This window comes from Streptomyces sp. NBC_00162 (assembly GCF_024611995.1).
In the GTDB taxonomy this organism is placed as follows: domain Bacteria; phylum Actinomycetota; class Actinomycetes; order Streptomycetales; family Streptomycetaceae; genus Streptomyces.
The window spans coordinates 3,974,570-3,990,353 of sequence record NZ_CP102509.1 but is presented as its reverse complement, the minus strand read 5'-3'; the positions used below and the strand labels follow the sequence as shown (position 1 = coordinate 3,990,353).

General features: G+C 70.9%; 16 protein-coding genes. 9 read left to right on the top strand and 7 right to left on the bottom strand.

The genetic code is table 11. The features are described from left to right. Positions 1 to 47: 47 nt before the first annotated feature. The gene (locus JIW86_RS18490) at positions 48 to 857 is read right to left on the bottom strand and encodes a DsbA family protein (protein WP_257554885.1); all 810 of its coding nucleotides are present in this window, start codon (positions 855 to 857) and stop codon (positions 48 to 50) included. 232 nt (positions 858 to 1,089) lie between these two features. On the opposite strand from JIW86_RS18490, the gene JIW86_RS18485 reads away from it, so the two are divergent. Further along, positions 1,090 to 2,760: a lytic transglycosylase domain-containing protein gene (locus JIW86_RS18485; RefSeq protein ID WP_257554883.1), complete on the top strand. Its 1,671-nt coding sequence runs from the start codon at positions 1,090 to 1,092 to the stop codon at positions 2,758 to 2,760. A 177-nt stretch (positions 2,761 to 2,937) separates the two neighbouring features. Here JIW86_RS18485 and JIW86_RS18480 read toward each other — a convergent pair whose 3' ends face one another. After that, a complete protein-coding gene (locus JIW86_RS18480) occupies positions 2,938 to 3,141 on the bottom strand; it encodes a cold-shock protein (protein ID WP_030012116.1) in 204 nt (67 codons plus the stop codon). Positions 3,142 to 3,378: 237 nt separating this feature from the next. Here JIW86_RS18480 and JIW86_RS18475 point away from each other — a divergent pair, with 237 nt between their 5' ends. The 4 genes from JIW86_RS18475 to JIW86_RS18460 all read left to right on the top strand — a co-directional run bounded on the left by JIW86_RS18475 (position 3,379) and on the right by JIW86_RS18460 (position 8,246). After that, positions 3,379 to 4,242, top strand: coding sequence for a menaquinone biosynthetic enzyme MqnA/MqnD family protein (locus JIW86_RS18475; RefSeq protein ID WP_215143124.1), 864 nt, complete (start codon positions 3,379 to 3,381; stop codon positions 4,240 to 4,242). A 363-nt stretch (positions 4,243 to 4,605) separates the two neighbouring features. Continuing rightward, positions 4,606 to 6,330, top strand: a complete 1,725-nt coding sequence (locus JIW86_RS18470; RefSeq protein ID WP_257554880.1) for a serine/threonine-protein kinase — start codon at positions 4,606 to 4,608, stop codon at positions 6,328 to 6,330. Positions 6,331 to 6,402: 72 nt separating this feature from the next. Next, positions 6,403 to 7,602: a cyclic dehypoxanthinyl futalosine synthase gene (gene mqnC / locus JIW86_RS18465; protein WP_257554879.1), complete on the top strand. Its 1,200-nt coding sequence runs from the start codon at positions 6,403 to 6,405 to the stop codon at positions 7,600 to 7,602. Next, the gene (locus JIW86_RS18460) at positions 7,602 to 8,246 is read left to right on the top strand and encodes an imidazolonepropionase-like domain-containing protein (RefSeq protein WP_215143118.1); all 645 of its coding nucleotides are present in this window, start codon (positions 7,602 to 7,604) and stop codon (positions 8,244 to 8,246) included. The genes mqnC and JIW86_RS18460 overlap by 1 nt, the downstream gene beginning before the upstream one ends. Here JIW86_RS18460 and JIW86_RS18455 read toward each other — a convergent pair. Continuing rightward, positions 8,212 to 8,535 (bottom strand): helix-turn-helix domain-containing protein, encoded by a 324-nt coding sequence (locus JIW86_RS18455; RefSeq protein ID WP_257554878.1) that lies wholly within the window; start codon positions 8,533 to 8,535, stop codon positions 8,212 to 8,214. The two genes, JIW86_RS18460 and JIW86_RS18455, sit on opposite strands and share 35 nt — an antisense overlap. Positions 8,536 to 8,587: 52 nt before the next feature. Beyond that, positions 8,588 to 9,499 (bottom strand): DUF3152 domain-containing protein, encoded by a 912-nt coding sequence (locus tag JIW86_RS18450; RefSeq protein WP_257554877.1) that lies wholly within the window; start codon positions 9,497 to 9,499, stop codon positions 8,588 to 8,590. Between the two features lie 247 nt (positions 9,500 to 9,746). Here JIW86_RS18450 and JIW86_RS18445 point away from each other — a divergent pair, with 247 nt between their 5' ends. Both JIW86_RS18445 and JIW86_RS18440 read left to right on the top strand, forming a co-directional pair. Continuing rightward, positions 9,747 to 10,439: a demethylmenaquinone methyltransferase gene (locus JIW86_RS18445; protein WP_215143112.1), complete on the top strand. Its 693-nt coding sequence runs from the start codon at positions 9,747 to 9,749 to the stop codon at positions 10,437 to 10,439. A gap of 6 nt (positions 10,440 to 10,445) precedes the next feature. Then, positions 10,446 to 11,357 carry a glutaminase gene (locus tag JIW86_RS18440; protein WP_215143109.1) on the top strand — a complete coding sequence of 304 codons (912 nt, stop codon included), beginning with the start codon at positions 10,446 to 10,448 and terminating at the stop codon, positions 11,355 to 11,357. Positions 11,358 to 11,426: 69 nt separating this feature from the next. Here JIW86_RS18440 and JIW86_RS18435 read toward each other — a convergent pair whose 3' ends face one another. Continuing rightward, entirely contained in the window at positions 11,427 to 11,957 is a 531-nt protein-coding gene (locus JIW86_RS18435) for a GNAT family N-acetyltransferase (protein WP_257554876.1), read from the bottom strand. A 98-nt stretch (positions 11,958 to 12,055) separates the two neighbouring features. On the opposite strand from JIW86_RS18435, the gene JIW86_RS18430 reads away from it, so the two are divergent. Then, on the top strand, positions 12,056 to 13,339 hold the full coding sequence (locus tag JIW86_RS18430; protein ID WP_215143105.1) for a geranylgeranyl reductase family protein: 1,284 nt from the start codon (positions 12,056 to 12,058) through the stop codon (positions 13,337 to 13,339). Here JIW86_RS18430 and JIW86_RS18425 read toward each other — a convergent pair. Together JIW86_RS18425 and JIW86_RS18420 are read right to left on the bottom strand one after the other, a co-directional pair. Next, positions 13,305 to 13,613, bottom strand: a complete 309-nt coding sequence (locus JIW86_RS18425) for a hypothetical protein (RefSeq protein ID WP_215143103.1) — start codon at positions 13,611 to 13,613, stop codon at positions 13,305 to 13,307. The two genes, JIW86_RS18430 and JIW86_RS18425, sit on opposite strands and share 35 nt — an antisense overlap. 188 nt (positions 13,614 to 13,801) lie before the next feature. Further along, the gene (locus JIW86_RS18420; RefSeq protein WP_215143100.1) at positions 13,802 to 14,641 is read right to left on the bottom strand and encodes a C40 family peptidase; all 840 of its coding nucleotides are present in this window, start codon (positions 14,639 to 14,641) and stop codon (positions 13,802 to 13,804) included. 778 nt (positions 14,642 to 15,419) lie between these two features. Between JIW86_RS18420 and JIW86_RS18415 the strand changes: the two genes are divergently transcribed. Further along, the gene (locus JIW86_RS18415; protein WP_008738438.1) at positions 15,420 to 15,779 is read left to right on the top strand and encodes an NADH-quinone oxidoreductase subunit A; all 360 of its coding nucleotides are present in this window, start codon (positions 15,420 to 15,422) and stop codon (positions 15,777 to 15,779) included. The last annotated feature ends 5 nt before the right edge of the window (positions 15,780 to 15,784 follow it).

Below are 15,784 nucleotides of genomic sequence, written 5' to 3'. Positions count from 1 at the left end.
GAGAGGATTGTCGCTCTTCGTGACGGCTGAATGCCCTAACCGGCGGGTTACGGCTTCCGGCTGTCCGTGATCAGCTGCTTGAAGGCGTCCGGGGTGATGGATTCGATGCCTTTGCCCGAGTTGAGGATGATCCTCTTGCCGTCGATGAACACCGCCGGGGTGCCGTTGATGTTCTCGTCGTGGAAGGCCTGGCCGACCTTCTCCACCCAGGGCATGTAGGTGAGTTCCTTGACGGCCTGGTTGAACGCGGGCGTCGGCAGGCCCGGGACCTGGTCCGCGAGTTCCAGGAGGGTGGCGGTGGAGGCGAACTTGTCGTCCGTCTCGTTCTCCGGGTGGTTCTCGAAGATGACGTGGACGTACTCCATGAACTTCTCGGGGCTCTCGTTGACCGCCGCGCCCAGGGCGTTGAGGGCGCGCTTGGAGCCCTTGCCGCCGCCGAGGGACTTGTCCAGGAAGGTCGCGAAGCGGTACTCGACCCGGTAGGCGCCGGCGTCGGCCTGTTCCTTGATGGTGGGGCCCAGGCCCTGTTCGGCTCCCGCGCAGAACGGGCAGCGGGGGTCCACCCAGATCGTCAGGACGTGCTGGGCGTCCGGCTTGCCGTACGGGACCACGATCCCGTCCTTGCCGGTGGTGTGGGCGGGCCGCACGAACGGCTTGCCCGCCGCCTCGTCGTCGCCCGCGCCGGAGGAGTCCGCCGCGAGGACGCCGACGACGGTCGCGAGGGCGAGTGCGGAGGCCACCGCGCCGCCGATGAGGAGCCGGCCGCGCAGCTTCGCGCGACGCGCCGCGGCCTCGCGTTCCGCGTGGAGCCGCTCGCGGGCCTCGCGGCGCTGGTCCTTCTTGGTACTGGTCGCCATAAATACCAGCGTAAGCAGCGGACTAGGGTGAAACCGGGGGTCTTTGGGGTTATTCGGGCAGGGACTTAGGTCCTCTGTTCGTTCGGTCATGAGAGTCCGGTGAAGCCGAGACGAATGGTCCGTCACATCTCCCGGGGTGACGGCGAGTCTCCTGCGAATACCTGATAGACAGTGGATATTCACGGCCCGACCGGTCGTATAACTTGACGGCTCCTGGGGGGATCGCCGCACTGTGAAGCCGCTTCACCGTCACCTCGTCAACACCTCGCGCAAGGTCCTGTGCACCGCCGCCCTCGCGGCCAGCCTGACCACCGCCGCGGTCGTGACCAGCCCGTCGACCGCCGACGCGGGCGAGTCCGAGCCGACTCCCGACAGCCCGCAGGCCACCGACCGCGGTGACGCCCGGCTGGACCTGCCCGGGGAGGTCGCCGATCCGCAGGTGCCCGCCGGGCAGGCCGCGCCGGAGGGGGCCAGCGGGATACCCGCGACCGCCCTCGACGCCTACCACCGCGCCGAGGTGTCCGTGGCCGCGGCGCTCCCCGGCTGCAAGCTGCCCTGGCAGCTGCTCGCCGGCATCGGCCGGGTCGAGTCCGTGCACGCCTCGGGCTACGGGCTCAAGGCCGACGGCTACACCGAGAAGCCGATCCGCGGTCCCCGCCTCGACGGCAACGGCTTCGCGGAGGTCCGCGACACCGACAAGGGTGAGTTCGACGCGGACGCCGTCTACGACCGGGCCGTCGGCCCGATGCAGTTCATCCCGTCCACCTGGGCCACGTGGGGCGCCGACGGCAACGGCGACGCCAAGCGGGACCCGAACAACATCTACGACGCCGCCCTGGGCGCGGGCCTCTACCTGTGCGCGGGCGACCGGGACCTCTCGGTCGCGGCCAAGCTCGACGCGGCGGTCCTCAGCTACAACAACTCCCGCGAGTACGTGAACACCGTGCTCGGCTACATGCGGCAGTACCAGACCGGCGGCGTCGGCGAGGTCCCGAACCCGCCCGCCGGGAACTACCCGACCGAGACGCCGGGCACCCAGCCCGGCTATCAGCCGCCGGCCAAGAACACGCCGAAGCCGACGCCCACCCCTACGCCCACCCCGACCCCTACGCCGACTCCGACTCCGACCCCGGAGAAGCCGAAGCCGACGGCCCCGCACCTGAACGGGCTGTCGGTACTCGGCGGCCCCGGTCTCACGGCCGAGGTGGGGGCGGCGTTCGCCGAGGTCCCGCGGGTCAAGGTGGTCCTCAGCGACGGCAAGCCCGCCGCCGGCCAGAAGGTCGTCTTCGCGGTCGAGGGCGACACCACCGGCGGCACCGCCTTCCCGAAGGCCCCGACCGACTCGCTGGTGGCCGTGGCCGACGCCGAGGGCATCGCGTCCGCGCCCGGTCTCACGGCGGGCCCCAAGGACGGCACCTTCACCCTGCGGGTCTCGGCCACCGACACGACGGGCCGGCTCACGGCGTCCTTCGAGGGCAAGGTGACGCCGAAGCCGGTCGCCGACCGGCTGGCCCGCCCGGACGGCGCCCAGCCGCTGGAGGCCGTCGCCGGTACCGGCATCAAGGACATCACGGTCCTCGCCACGGCCGCCGGCAAGGCCGTGGAGGGTACGGAGACCTTCGCCGAGCTGGTGGTGAAGGGCGCGGACGGCGTGTGGGTCCCGGTGGACCCGGCGACCGCGAAGAGCCCGTACTTCAAGGACGAGGCCGGCAAGAAGACCTTCAGGCTCCCGCTGCTGAAGTCGGGCGCCGACGGCAAGATCGTCCTGCCGGAGCTGTTCACCGACGCGGACCTGCCCGCGGGGACGTACTCGTTGCGCCTGACCACCCCGCAGAAGGTGACCCTGATCCTGGACATCAAGATCACGGCTCCGGTCACCCCGGCCCCCACCCCCGCCAAGTAACGCCAAGACGGCCGGCCCCGGCACCGTGGAAACGGTGCCGGGGCCGGCCGTCTTCGTGCGCCCACCCCGGAGACCCCTCCGGAGGGCAAAGGCAGGAGCCCTGCCGCTCTGCTCGCGCAGAGGTGACAGGGCTCCTTGGGTACTGCATATCCAACCGCGACTGGTTGGCCCAGGCGATTAAGCCGGGGTGACGTTCTCCGCCTGCGGGCCCTTCGGACCCTGCGTGACGTCGAAGTTCACCGTCTGGTTCTCCTCGAGGGAGCGGAAGCCAGAGGCGTTGATCGCGGAGTAGTGGACGAAGACATCCGGGCCGCCGCCGTCCTGGGCGATGAAGCCGAAGCCCTTTTCAGCGTTGAACCACTTCACGGTTCCGGTAGCCATGAGCCCTCCTATGGGCCAAAGGGTCGCCCTGCTCCAGAACCTGCTAAGAAGTCTGAAAACTACAAAAGCCTGCGGGTCACATTCTCCGCAGGCCTCGTACTGCAAGGGAAACCAAACTGCAACTTGCGACGAGCCTAGCACGCACCCTGCGGCCGAGACCAGAGGGAAAGATCACGTCACCCGGACGTTTGAGACCCGTGGGAAGGCTGACGTGGAACCGGGGGCTAGTCTCGCGATGTGGACGTCTATCGCAGCCGGCCCCGCGTCGGCCACATCCAGTTCCTGAACTGCCTGCCGCTCTACTGGGGGCTGGCCAGAACCGGCACGCTGCTGGACCTGGAGCTGACCAAGGACACCCCCGAAAAGCTCAGTGAGCGCCTCGTCGCGGGCGAGCTCGACATCGCCCCGATCACCCTCGTGGAGTTCCTCCGCAACGCCGACCAGCTCGTCGCCTTCCCCGACCTCGCGGTCGGCTGCGACGGTCCCGTGATGTCCTGCGTGATCGTTTCGCAGGTCCCGCTGGAGCAGCTCGATGGAGCCCGCGTCGCTCTGGGCTCGACCTCCCGTACGTCGGTACGCCTCGCCCAGCTGCTGCTTTCCGAGCAGTACGGGGTCCGGCCCGACTACTTCACCTGCCCGCCCGACCTGGGGGTGATGATGCAGGAGGCCGACGCGGCCGTGCTGATCGGCGACGCCGCGCTGCGCGCCTCGCTCCACGACGCCCCCCGGCTCGGCCTGGCCGTGCACGACCTGGGGCAGATGTGGAAGGAGTGGACCGGGCTGCCGTTCGTCTTCGCCGTCTGGGCCGCCCGCAAGGACTACCTCGCCCGCGAGCCCGTCGTCGTACAGAAGGTCCACGAGGCCTTCCTCGCCTCGCGTGACGTCTCCCTGGAGGAGGTCACCAAGGTCGCCGAGCAGGCGGCCCGCTGGGAGGCCTTCGACGCGGAGCTGCTGGAGCGGTACTTCACCACGCTCGACTTCCGCTTCGGACCGGAACAGATCGCCGGCGTAAGGGAATTCGCACGCCGTACGGGACCGACGACGGGGTATCCCGAGGATGTGGCCCTGGAGCTCCTGACGGCGGCCGTCGCGGAACACTGAGCGGAACGCTGAGCGGAACGCCCATCGGGTTTGAGGTCCGGGAATGACGGATATGCCGTTTCCGGTGAATTCGGTTCCCCTTTCCATTCCCGTCACCCGCCGGGAATGGAAAGGCGGCCCGTCCCGGCCGCGCACCCCCCCAAGCGGCCTCGGGGAAGTGCGGCACGCCCCCGCGCCGCCCGGCACGGCACCTCGCCGCACTGCCGCATCACCCAAGTACGTCCAGTACGCGGGCGAAGCGGCAACACGCCGATGCACCGCACCGGACGACGCGGAAACGCACCGCACTTCCCCGAGGCCGCTTAGTGTGCTGCTTGGCCGGGCGACACGAGGGCCCCGGATCCCGGGGATGAGGGGGACACGATGCAGCCGCTCGAAGCCGGTGAGCCGCGGACCATCGGCGCGTACCGGCTGCTGGGCCGGCTCGGCGCGGGCGGTATGGGCCGGGTCTACCTGGGGCGCAGCGCGGGCGGCCGGACCGTCGCCGTCAAGATCGTGCACCCGCACTTCGCCGCCGACGAGGAGTTCCGGGCCCGGTTCCGCCGCGAGGTCGAGGCCGCCCGGCGGGTGGGCGGCGAGTGGACCGCGCCCGTGCTCGACGCGGATCCGGACGCCCCGGTGCCGTGGGTGGCCACGGGGTACGTGGCGGGCCCTTCCCTGGACCGGGCGCTGGCCGCGCACGGTCCGCTGCCCGAGACTTCGGTACGCGCCGTCGGCGCCGGGCTGGCCCGCGCCCTGGTGGCGGTGCACGGGCTGGGCCTCGTACACCGGGACGTGAAGCCGTCCAACGTGATGCTGACCCTCGACGGGCCCCGGCTGATCGACTTCGGGATCGCCCGGGCCACGGACGGCACCGCCTCGCTCACCTCCACCGGGGTCTCCGTCGGCTCGCCGGGCTACATGTCACCCGAGCAGATCCTCGGCAAGGGGATCACCGGAGCCGCCGACGTGTTCTCGCTGGGCGCGGTACTGGCCTTCGCGGCGACCGGGCGCCCGCCCTTCACCGGCGACAACTCGGCGACCCTCCTCTACAAGGTCGTCCACGAGCCGCCCGAGCTCGGCGCGGTCCCGGCCGGACGGCTGCGCGAGCTGATCGAGGCCTGCCTGGCCAAGGCGGCCGCCGACCGGCCCACGCCGGAAGCGATCGCGGCGGCCCTGGACGGGGCCCTGCTGACCCCGGGCTGGCTGCCCGCGCCCCTGGTGGAGGAGGCCAGCCGGGCCGCCGTCGCCCTGCTCGACCTGGACACGGCGGTGGCGGAGAGCCCCTCGGGCCCGGTCCCCTTCACGACCCCCTCGTACCCGAGCGGACCGGGATTCGGGGCGCCGGACCCTTCGTACGCGAACGGCGGCGGACCCTACGGCTCGCCCACCGAGACGGCCGGCGGCGGCGCCGTCGGCAGTGGCGTCCGGGGTGGCGTCGGCGGTGCCGGAGGGAACGTGCCGCACCCCCGGACCACCTCCGACGGGCGCCGGGTCAGCGTGACCGCGGCCGGGCGGCGCTTCAGCTGCACGCTCGTCCTCGCCGCGGCCGCCGTACTGGCCGGGCTCACCGGCGGGTTGTACGGGATGGGCCTGATGCCCGGACAGGGCGACAAGGGCCGGGACACGGCGTCCGGCGAGGGCCCGCGAACCTCCGCGTCCGCAGCGCCCTCGGCTTCCGCTTCGGCCCCGGTCGTGGCCGGGACCCCGTCCACCGGCACGACCACGGAGGCCCCCAAGGGGACCCGCCAGGACGTCCCCAAGGAGTTCACCGGCACCTGGAAGGGCACCATCACCACCGCCCGCATGGGCGTCTCCAGCGAGTTCGAGATCACCATCAAGGCCGGCAAGGTCGGCGAGGTCGTCGGCCGGGACAAGTCGGTCCTGGCCATCCTGGGCACCGACTGCAGCGGCGACTGGAAGCTCGCCTCCGCCACCGACCGTTCGCTCGTCCTGGACACCGCGGGCGGCCCCAACCCGGCTCCCGGGATCTGCTCCAACGGCTCCGCCGACGAGCGGTTCACGCTCAACGCCAACGGCACCCTCCACTACAAGTCGGGCGACGGCCCGGCCGGAAACCCCGAGGGCGACCTGACGCACAGCCCGTGAAGGGGAGCCGGAACGCCTGGCGTAGGCTGGATCGGTCCGGACCTTGACACACCGCCGAAAGGTGACGCACCGGTGACCGACCAGGCCGCTCTCCAGTCTGTCCTCGACCGCGCCGCCGCAGGGGGCCGGATCACCAAGGAAGAGGCGCTCGACCTCTACCGGGACGCGCCGCTGCACGCGCTCGGCCAGGCCGCCGACGCGGTGCGCCGCCGCCGCTACGCGGGCACCGAGCACATCGCCACGTACATCATCGAGCGGAACATCAACTACACGAACGTGTGCGTCACGGCGTGCAAGTTCTGCGCCTTCTACGCGGCCCCCAAGGACACGAAGAAGGGCTGGTCCCGCGACCTCGACGACATCCTGCGCCGCTGCGCGGAGACCGTCGAGCTCGGCGGCACGCAGATCATGTTCCAGGGCGGCCACCACCCGGACTACGGCGTCGAGTACTACGAGCACCACTTCTCCGCCATCAAGAAGGCCTTCCCGCAGCTGGTCATCCACTCCCTCGGCGCGTCCGAGGTCGACCACATGGCCCGGATCTCGGGCGTCTCGGCGGAGGAGGCCATCAAGCGCATCCACGCCGCCGGTCTCGACTCGTTCGCGGGCGCCGGCGCCGAACTGCTGCCGGAGCGCCCGCGCAAGGCGATCGCCCCGCTCAAGGAGTCCGGCGAGCGCTGGCTGGAGATCATGGAGATCGCCCACACTCTGGGCGTGGAGTCCACCTCCACCATGCTGATGGGCACCGGCGAGACCAACGCCGAGCGCATCGAGCACATCGCGATGATCCGGGACACCCAGGACCGTACGGGCGGCTTCCGCGCCTTCATCCCGTACACCTACCAGCCCGAGAACAACCACCTCAAGGGCCGCACCCAGGCGACGATCTTCGAGTACCTGCGCATGATCGCGATCGCGCGGCTGTTCCTCGACAACATCGCCCACATCCAGGGCTCCTGGCTCACCGTCGGCAAGGAAGCGGGCCAGCTCTCGCTGCACTACGGCGCGGACGACCTCGGCTCGATCATGCTGGAGGAGAACGTCGTCTCCTCGGCCGGTGCCAAGCACCGCTCCAACCGCCAGGAGATCATCGACCTGATCCGCAAGGCGGGCCGCACCCCGGCGCAGCGCGCGACGACGTACGAGCACCTCCTGGTGCACGACGACCCGGCGAACGACCCGGTCGACGACCGCGTCGTCTCGCACATCTCCTCCACCGCCATCGAGGGCGGCACCGCGCACCCCGAGCTGAAGCTCATCTCCACGAACTGATGCTGACGCTCCACTCCGCCGAACTCCTCGTCCCCGCGGCCGGTTCCGCGCCGCTGTCCGGCGGCGCGGTCCTCGTCGAGGGCGACCGGATCGCGCGCGTGGGACCGTACGAGGCCCTCGCCGCGGCCTATCCGCACGCACGGGCCCGGCGTTGGCCCGGGGTGCTCACCCCGGGGCTGCTGGTGCGCGGGGCGGACACCCTCCTGGAGCGGACGTACTACCCGGACGATCCGTACGAGACCACCGAGCTCGGCGCCGACCCGATCAGCGGGCAGGACGCGCTCGAGGCGCTGAAGATGACCGAGGCGCGGTGGGGCAACAGTGCCCGGCGCGGCACCCAGAAGCTCCTCGCGCGCGGGGTGGTGGCGGTCACCGGCCGCCTCGCGATCCCGGCGGTGCGCACGGCGGTGGTCCGCTCGGGGCTCACGCTCCTGCCGCCGGCCCCGTACGAAGGCACGCCCGCCCTGGACCCGTTCGCCGGCCGGGACACGGCCGAGGAGGCCTTCCACGGGGTCCTGGAGCAGGGCGCCCCGGCCCGCTTCGCGGTCTTCGCGGTTCCGGACCCGGAGGCGCTGCTGGCGCAGGGCGCGACCACCTGTGTGGCCACGGTCATCGGGGGCCGGCTGCTGCACCGCCGTCGCTGAGCCGGCTGCCCTCGCGGGCGAGGGCAGCGAGCAGACAGGCCTGGAGGCGGCTGATCCCGCCCAGCTTCGTCCGTATGTTGCCCACGTGGAACTTGACGGTGCTGACGGACAGTTGCAGCTCGGCGGCGAGCTCGGCGTTGGAGGCGCCGGTGGCCAGGCACAGGAACACCGCGGACTCCTGGTCCGTCAGCTGGGCCGGAGGCCGCACGTCCGAGCTGTTCGCGCCGTCCGAGCCGTCCGCGTCGTACGAGGGAAACCACTCGGGGACGCTGAAGCTGACGACGCGCACGGTTTCCACCTCTAGCCCCCGGGCCGGCCCAGTCGGTGGCCGGCTCTCCCCGTTAAGGGACGCGCGGACCGGACAGATAAGTTCCGCTCGCGTCGTACGGCCAGGCGTTGGACTTGCAGCCGAGCAGTCCCTTGATCTGCTGCATCATCGCGGGCGCGGGCTTGCCCGGGCCCGCGCAGCTCTCGTGGTCGTGGCCGAGCTCGTGCCCGACCTCGTGGTTGACGATCAGCGCCCGGTACTCCTCCACCGGGCCGCTGAACTGCGGTGATCCCTCCTGCCAGCGCTTGAGGTTCACCACGACGGTGTGGCCGGCCCGGCAGTTGGTCTCGCCGATCAGCTCGGGTGTGACCACCTCGCACAGGCGGTCGGTGGTCGTCGGCGTCGCGATCTTCACGGTGAAGTCCACCGGCTGGCCGGGTCCGGCGAGCTGGAAGCCGTACGCCGGGTCCTTGGTCCAGCCGCGCGGGTCCCCGAGGATCGCCTCGACCGAGCGGGCGGCGGAGTCGGGGTCGACCCCGCTGCCCTCCTCGACCTCGATCCGCCAGCGGCGCACGGTGCCCTTGCCCTGTGCCGTGCCGGAGGCGGCGGAGGCCTTGAACGCGCCCGATCCGGAGGCCGGGACCGGTGCGGAGGGCGCTGGGGAGGTGGCGGCGGGCGAGGCCGGGGGCTGGGCCGAGGGGGCGCCGGAGGAGGATGCCGGGCTGGGGGAGCGTCTGCCGCCCTGCGCGGCCGCGTCCGAGCCCTCGGCGGGATCGCCGTCCTGCCCGTCGGGCCGGGCCGCCGTGGGCCGTCCGTCCGCCGTACCACCGTCCTCGCCCGGGACCATCGCGTACGCGGTCGCCGAGACCGCGACGAGGGCCGCCGAACCGATGATGATCGTACGCCGCAGCCGCTTGCGCCGCTCTGCCCGGCGCTTGGCGCGGGGGCTGAGACGGGAGCGACCGGTGGAATGGCCTGCCGGCATCGTGAAGCCCTTTGCTCGTGGCGGCCGCCACGGATCCGGCCGCTGCTCAGGGCCCATGATCCATTGGGTGACCTTCACCGGGCCGCACCGGCCCCCAGTCAACGCGCCCCGGGGCCCGGGCGGAACTGTCCTTCGGGCCAGTTGTCCGGTTCCGCCGGACCCGGGCCGTGTCCGGCCGATCGGGCCCGGCCTGAGAGGATGGTGCGGTACCCGCCGATCCGCAGCGCACACCGAGGGGCGAACACCAGTGACAAGGGCTTCCCTGGACAAGCAGCCGCACGAAGTCGCCTCCATGTTCGACGACGTCGCGGCGAACTACGACCTCACCAACGACGTGCTCTCCCTCGGCCAGGCGCGGCTCTGGCGCAAGGAGGTCGCCAAGGCGGTCGGTGCGCGCCCGGGGCACCACGTGCTCGACCTGGCCGCGGGGACCGCGACCTCCTCGCTGCCGTTCGCCGAGGCCGGTGCGTACGTCGTGCCCTGCGACTTCTCGCTGGGCATGCTGCGGGAGGGCAAGAAGAAGCACCCGTGGCTGCCGCTGACCGCGGGCGACGCGACGAAGCTGCCGTTCAAGGACGACGTCTTCGACACCGTGACGATCAGCTTCGGCCTGCGCAACGTCCAGAACACCGACGCCGCGCTGCGCGAGCTGTACCGGGTCACCAAGCCCGGCGGCCAGGTCGTCATCTGCGAGTTCTCGCAGCCCACCTGGGCCCCCTTCCGCACGGTGTACACCGAGTACCTGATGCGCGCCCTGCCGCCGGTGGCCCGCGCGGTGTCGTCCAACCCCGACGCGTACGTGTACCTCGCCGAGTCCATCCGCGACTGGCCCGACCAGCCCGCGCTCGCCGCCCTGCTGCAGAAGGCCGGCTGGTCCAAGGTCGCCTGGCGCAACCTGAGCGGCGGCATCGTGGCGCTGCACCGGGGCTTCAAGGCGTAGGAAGCAGTGGACTACCAGAAACTGCTGGAGCAGATCGCGGCCGACATCGCCCCGACGGTGGGCAGCGGCACCCCCGCCGAGTACATCCCGGCGCTCGCCGCCGTGGAGCCCGCGCAGTTCGGCATGGCCGTCGCCGACCTCGAGGGCAACGTCTTCGGGGTCGGGGACTGGCAGGTCCCCTTCTCCACCCAGTCCATCACCAAGGTCTTCGCACTGGCGCTGGCCCTGGCGGAGGGCGGCGACGCCCTGTGGGAGCGGGTCGGCCGGGAGCCCTCCGGCAACCCGTTCAACTCGCTCGTGCAGCTGGAGTACGAGAACGGCATCCCGCGCAATCCGTTCATCAACGCGGGCGCCCTGGTGGTCACCGACCGGCTGCAGACCTTGACGGGCGACGCGAGCAGCGAACTGCTCGGCTTCCTGCGGGAGGAGAGCGGCAATCCGGACATCGGCTTCGACGCCGAGGTGGCCGCCTCCGAGCAGTCGCACGGCGACCGCAACGCCGCCGTCGCCCACTTCATGGCCTCGTACGGGAACATCGACAACCCCGTGCCCGCGCTGCTGGACCACTACTTCTGGCAGTGCTCCATCGAGATGAGCTGCGCCGACCTGGCCCGCGCCGGGCGCTTCCTGGCCAGGCACGGACTGCGCGCGGACGGCTCGCGGCTGCTGACGCGCAGCGAGGCCAAGCAGATCAACGCGGTGATGCTGACCTGCGGGACGTACGACGCGGCGGGCGAGTTCGCGTACCGCGTCGGGCTGCCGGGCAAGAGCGGCGTCGGCGGCGGCATCGTGGCGGTCGTCCCGGGCCAGTGCGTTCTGGCGGTCTGGAGCCCGGGCCTCGACCCCCAGGGCAACTCCGTTGCGGGTGTGGCCGCCCTGGACCGCTTCACGACCCTGACAGGGCTGTCCGTCTTCTGACGCGCGCGTCCGCTGCTGGGGCCACCCCGCGGGGTCCGGGGCGGAGCCCCGGGGCCGGGCGCAGCCCGGTCAACCGGCCCGCAGCGCCAGCTCGTAGCGGCGGCCGTAGCGGGTGCCGCTCGGCAGGAGGAAGCGTTCCGCCAGGGTCATGCCGAGCCGCTCGGCCACGGCTATCGAGCGGACGTTCTCGTCGTTGATCATCGCCACGACGTGGGGGACACCGGCCGCGCGGACCCGCTCCAGCGTGGCCAGCGCAGCGGCGTACGCGTACCCCTGACCCCATGCGGAACGGCCCAGCCGCCAGCCGATCTCGATCTCCCCGACCGGGCCCCACTCCTTCTCCGCCGGCCACGGCTGCGCGCCGGTGAAGCCGAGCACGGTGCCCTCCCCGTCCAGCAGGGTCCACAGGCAGTAGCCGAGCTGTGCGTCGTGCATGCGCTGGCGGGCGGTGAACTCCACGTACGAGGAGAGTTCGGCCGGTCCGCCGAGGAACTCCATGACGTCCGGGTCGTCGAAGACCCCGTGCCAGGCATGGGCGTCCTCGTGGGTGGGCACGCGCAGCTGTACGACGGGGAGCGGCCGGGTCGGCGAGGTGGTCACAGGAGGCAGCCCTTCGGTTCGCGATCTCTCTCGCTGCATAGACTGCACATGTCCGGTGCCGTTGGGCACCCTTTATCGAGCCTTCGGGAGACCCCGCAGTGACCGAGCCCCTCTCCGAACACTCCGCGGACGTGATCGTCGTCGGGGCCGGGCCCGCCGGCTCCACCACCGCGTACTACCTCGCCAAGGCCGGACTTGACGTCCTGCTGCTGGAGAAGACCGCGTTCCCGCGTGAGAAGGTCTGCGGTGACGGACTGACCCCGCGCGCCACCAAGCAGCTGGTGGCGATGGGCATCGACATCTCCGAAGAGGCCGGCTGGCTCCGCAACAAGGGCCTGCGCATCATCGGCGGCGGGCAGCGGCTCCAGCTGGACTGGCCGGAACTCGCCTCCTTCCCGGACTACGGGCTCGTCCGCAAGCGCGACGACTTCGACGAGACCCTGGCCCGTCAGGCGCAGAAGGCCGGCGCCCGGCTATACGAGCGCTGCAACGTCGGCGAGCCCGTCCGCGACCCGCGCACCGGCCACATCACCGGTGTGCAGGCGAAGCTGGGCGAGGAGAAGACCCCGGTCACCTTCAGCGCCCCGCTGGTGGTCGCGGCCGACGGCAACTCCTCGCGGCTGTCCCTGGCGATGGGCCTGCACCGGCGCGAGGACCGTCCGATGGGCGTCGCGGTGCGTACGTACTTCACCTCGCCCCGGCACGACGACGACTACCTGGAGTCCTGGCTGGAGCTGTGGGACCGGCGCGGTGCGCAGGACCGGCTGCTGCCCGGCTACGGCTGGATCTTCGGCATGGGCGACGGCACATCCAACGTCGGCCTCGGCATCCTCAACTCCTCCTCCGCCTTCAAGGAGCTGGACTGGCGCGAGGTCCTCAAGGCCTGGTGCGCGTCCATGCCGGAGGACTGGGGCTACACCCCGGAGAACATGACGCAGCCGATCCGCGGCGCGGCGCTCCCGATGGCCTTCAACCGGCAGCCGCACTACACCAAGGGGCTGCTGCTGGTCGGTGACGCGGGCGGTCTCGTCAACCCGTTCAACGGCGAGGGCATCGCCTACGCCATGGAGTCGGGCCAGATCGCGGCCGACGTCATCGTGCAGGCGCACGCCAGGGCCACCCCGGCGCAGCGCGAACTGGCCCTGCACAACTACCCGAAGGTGCTGAAGGAGACGTACGGCGGTTACTACACGCTGGGCCGCGCCTTCGTGAAGCTGATCGGCAACCCGAAGGTCATGAAGGTCGCCGCGCAGCGCGGCCTGACGCACCCGGTGCTGATGAGGTTCACGCTGAAGATGCTGGCCAACCTCACCGACCCGACGGGCGGCGACGCGATGGACCGCATCATCAACGGCCTCTCGAAGGTGGCCCCGAAGGCCTGAGGCCGCTGTCCGGCGGGCCGGGCGGGGTGTCCCCGTTCCGGTCCGCTTCCGCGTGCACGGTGCGCACGCACCTGGCCAGCAGGACCAGCCCGCACAGCAGCATCGCGCCCGAGGCGGTCCAGCCGAGACCCAGGGCGAGCGCGTGCCCGGGCTTGTGCCAGGGGCGGGCGGTGGTCAGCAGCCAGCCGCCGACGGCGAGCAGGCCGAGCCCGAGCGCGGCCGGTCCGGCGGTGGGGTCGCCGGTGCCGTGCTTCTCGTACGGCTGCAGGTTCACGCGCCCACCACCTCCAGGGGTCGGTCTGATGGTCGTGCCCCATCTTCGCAGGGCGAGCGCGGCCGCGGTCGGGAAGGGCTGCACAAGCAGCGCAGCCCGAAGGGCCGGTACTCCACCCCCGAGCGGGGGAGTACCGGCCCTTCGGACCGCTCAGAGCGACGCGGAGGCCTCAGGATGCCTCAGACGCGTCAGAGGACGCGGACGGCGCCCGTCGGCTTGTCGTAGCTCAGGTTGCGCTCGACGATGCCCGTGCTGGGGTTCTGCGCGCCGACGAACTTGCCGCCGCCGACGTAGATGGCGACGTGGTACGCGTTGCCCTTGGAGCCCCAGTACAGGATGTCGCCCGGCTGCAGGGCGCTCAGGGACACCGAGGTGCCGGCCGAGGACTGCGCCTGGGACATGCGCGGCAGGGAGATGCCGGCCTGGCGGTAGGCGGCCTGGACGAGGCCGGAGCAGTCGAACGAGGACGGGCCGGTGCCGCCCATGACGTACGCCTTGCCGACCTGCGCGCGGGCGAAGTTCACGATGGCGGCGGCGGAGCCGGTCGCCGGGGCGGCCACGGAGGCGCCGGAGCCGTCGCTGGAGGTCGAGCCGGAGGACTTGGTCGACAGGGAGGCGCGGGCCGTGCTGCGGTTGGCGCGCTCGGCCTCGGCCTTGCGGTCGGCCTCCTCCTGGACCTTCTTGGCCTCGTCGGCCTTCTTCTGGGCCTCTTCCTTGGCCTGCTTAGCCTCGGCGGCGGCGCCGGTACGGGCGCTCTCCTCCTGGGCGGTCAGTTCGCCCTTGATGGCGGCCGCGCGGGTGTTCTCGGCGGCAGTGGCCACGGCGGAGGAAACCTCGGCGGCCAGGTCCAGGTTGAGGACCGGCATTTCGAGCGTCGTCTCGGCCACGGGCTCGGACGGGGACGCGCTCGCGGTGCCGGCCATGGCGAGGGTGCTGAGGACGCCACCGGCAACTCCGGCGCGGACCGCGAGCTTCGAGGCGCTGCGGCGGGGCTTCCGGTGGCTGGGTATGTGAGCGGTGTGGGACATGAGGACAACCGCTATCAGGGCGCGCGGGGTCCCTTCAAGAAACGTGGCTTGCGCCACAGTTGTGCGCGAAAGGCGCTAACCGGGCGCGCCGCGCTTCTTATTGACGCCGTAACGGACAGAACGGACACGCTTTCACAAGGCTGTGATCATGGGGTTTCCGCAATAAGTCCGGAATGATCCTCGGCCTACCATCCCTCCGCACAGATGGCCAAGCCCTCTTTCCTCGTCACGAAACGGGAGTGGTGCAGGTCACAGGAGCGTCACGCTGTGCGGACGCTGTGGGCCTTCCGTGACCTTGCCGTGAACTCCCCGTCGGGTTCGTGAACGGATGCACGCGGTGGTGGTGCCCCAGGACCCGCGTCTGCCCCGTGTCCACCTCCGTACACGTGGGCTCCCCCGACCGGGCGACGCCGATCCCTTTATCACTACGGCGGCCGCGTCGCCAATTTGCCTGCAATGGCCATCATTTGATAGGGCGGCACCTCTTCTACCTGCGGTAACGGGGTCGGATGTCACCTTTGGTGATCATGTGGATGCTTCGCGTATGAAGATCACCACTCATCGGACTTCATGATCGTTCGTCAGGTGGTGGAGATCACAAACTCGGTGTTGCAACCCGTGTCGCAGATCACAGAGGAGCGGGCATAAGATGCGCACGAGTCCGGCTTGTGAACTGCCTCACATGGAAGCGTTCGATCAAAGCGCGATCTTGGCGAGGCGGGGCACGCGGCGCCGGAGGCGGTCCAACGGTCAAGGACGACTGGAAGGAGCGAGGAGCGTGAATGCGTACGCGCCCATCCTCGTGCTCGGCGCCCTCGGCGCAGGGTTTGCGATCTTCTCCGTGGTCATGGCCACGCTGATCGGCCCAAAACGGTACAACCGGGCAAAGCTTGAGGCATACGAGTGCGGCATCGAGCCGACTCCGGTGCCGGCCGGCGGCGGCCGCTTCCCCATCAAGTACTACCTGACGGCGATGCTCTTCATCGTCTTCGACATCGAGGTTGTCTTCCTCTACCCCTGGGCCGTCACTTTCGACTCCCTGGGGATCTTCGGGCTCGTCGAGATGCTGCTCTTCGTGCTCACCGTCTTCGTCGCCTACGCCTACGTGTGGCGCCGCGGCGGCCTGGAATGGGACTGAGGGGC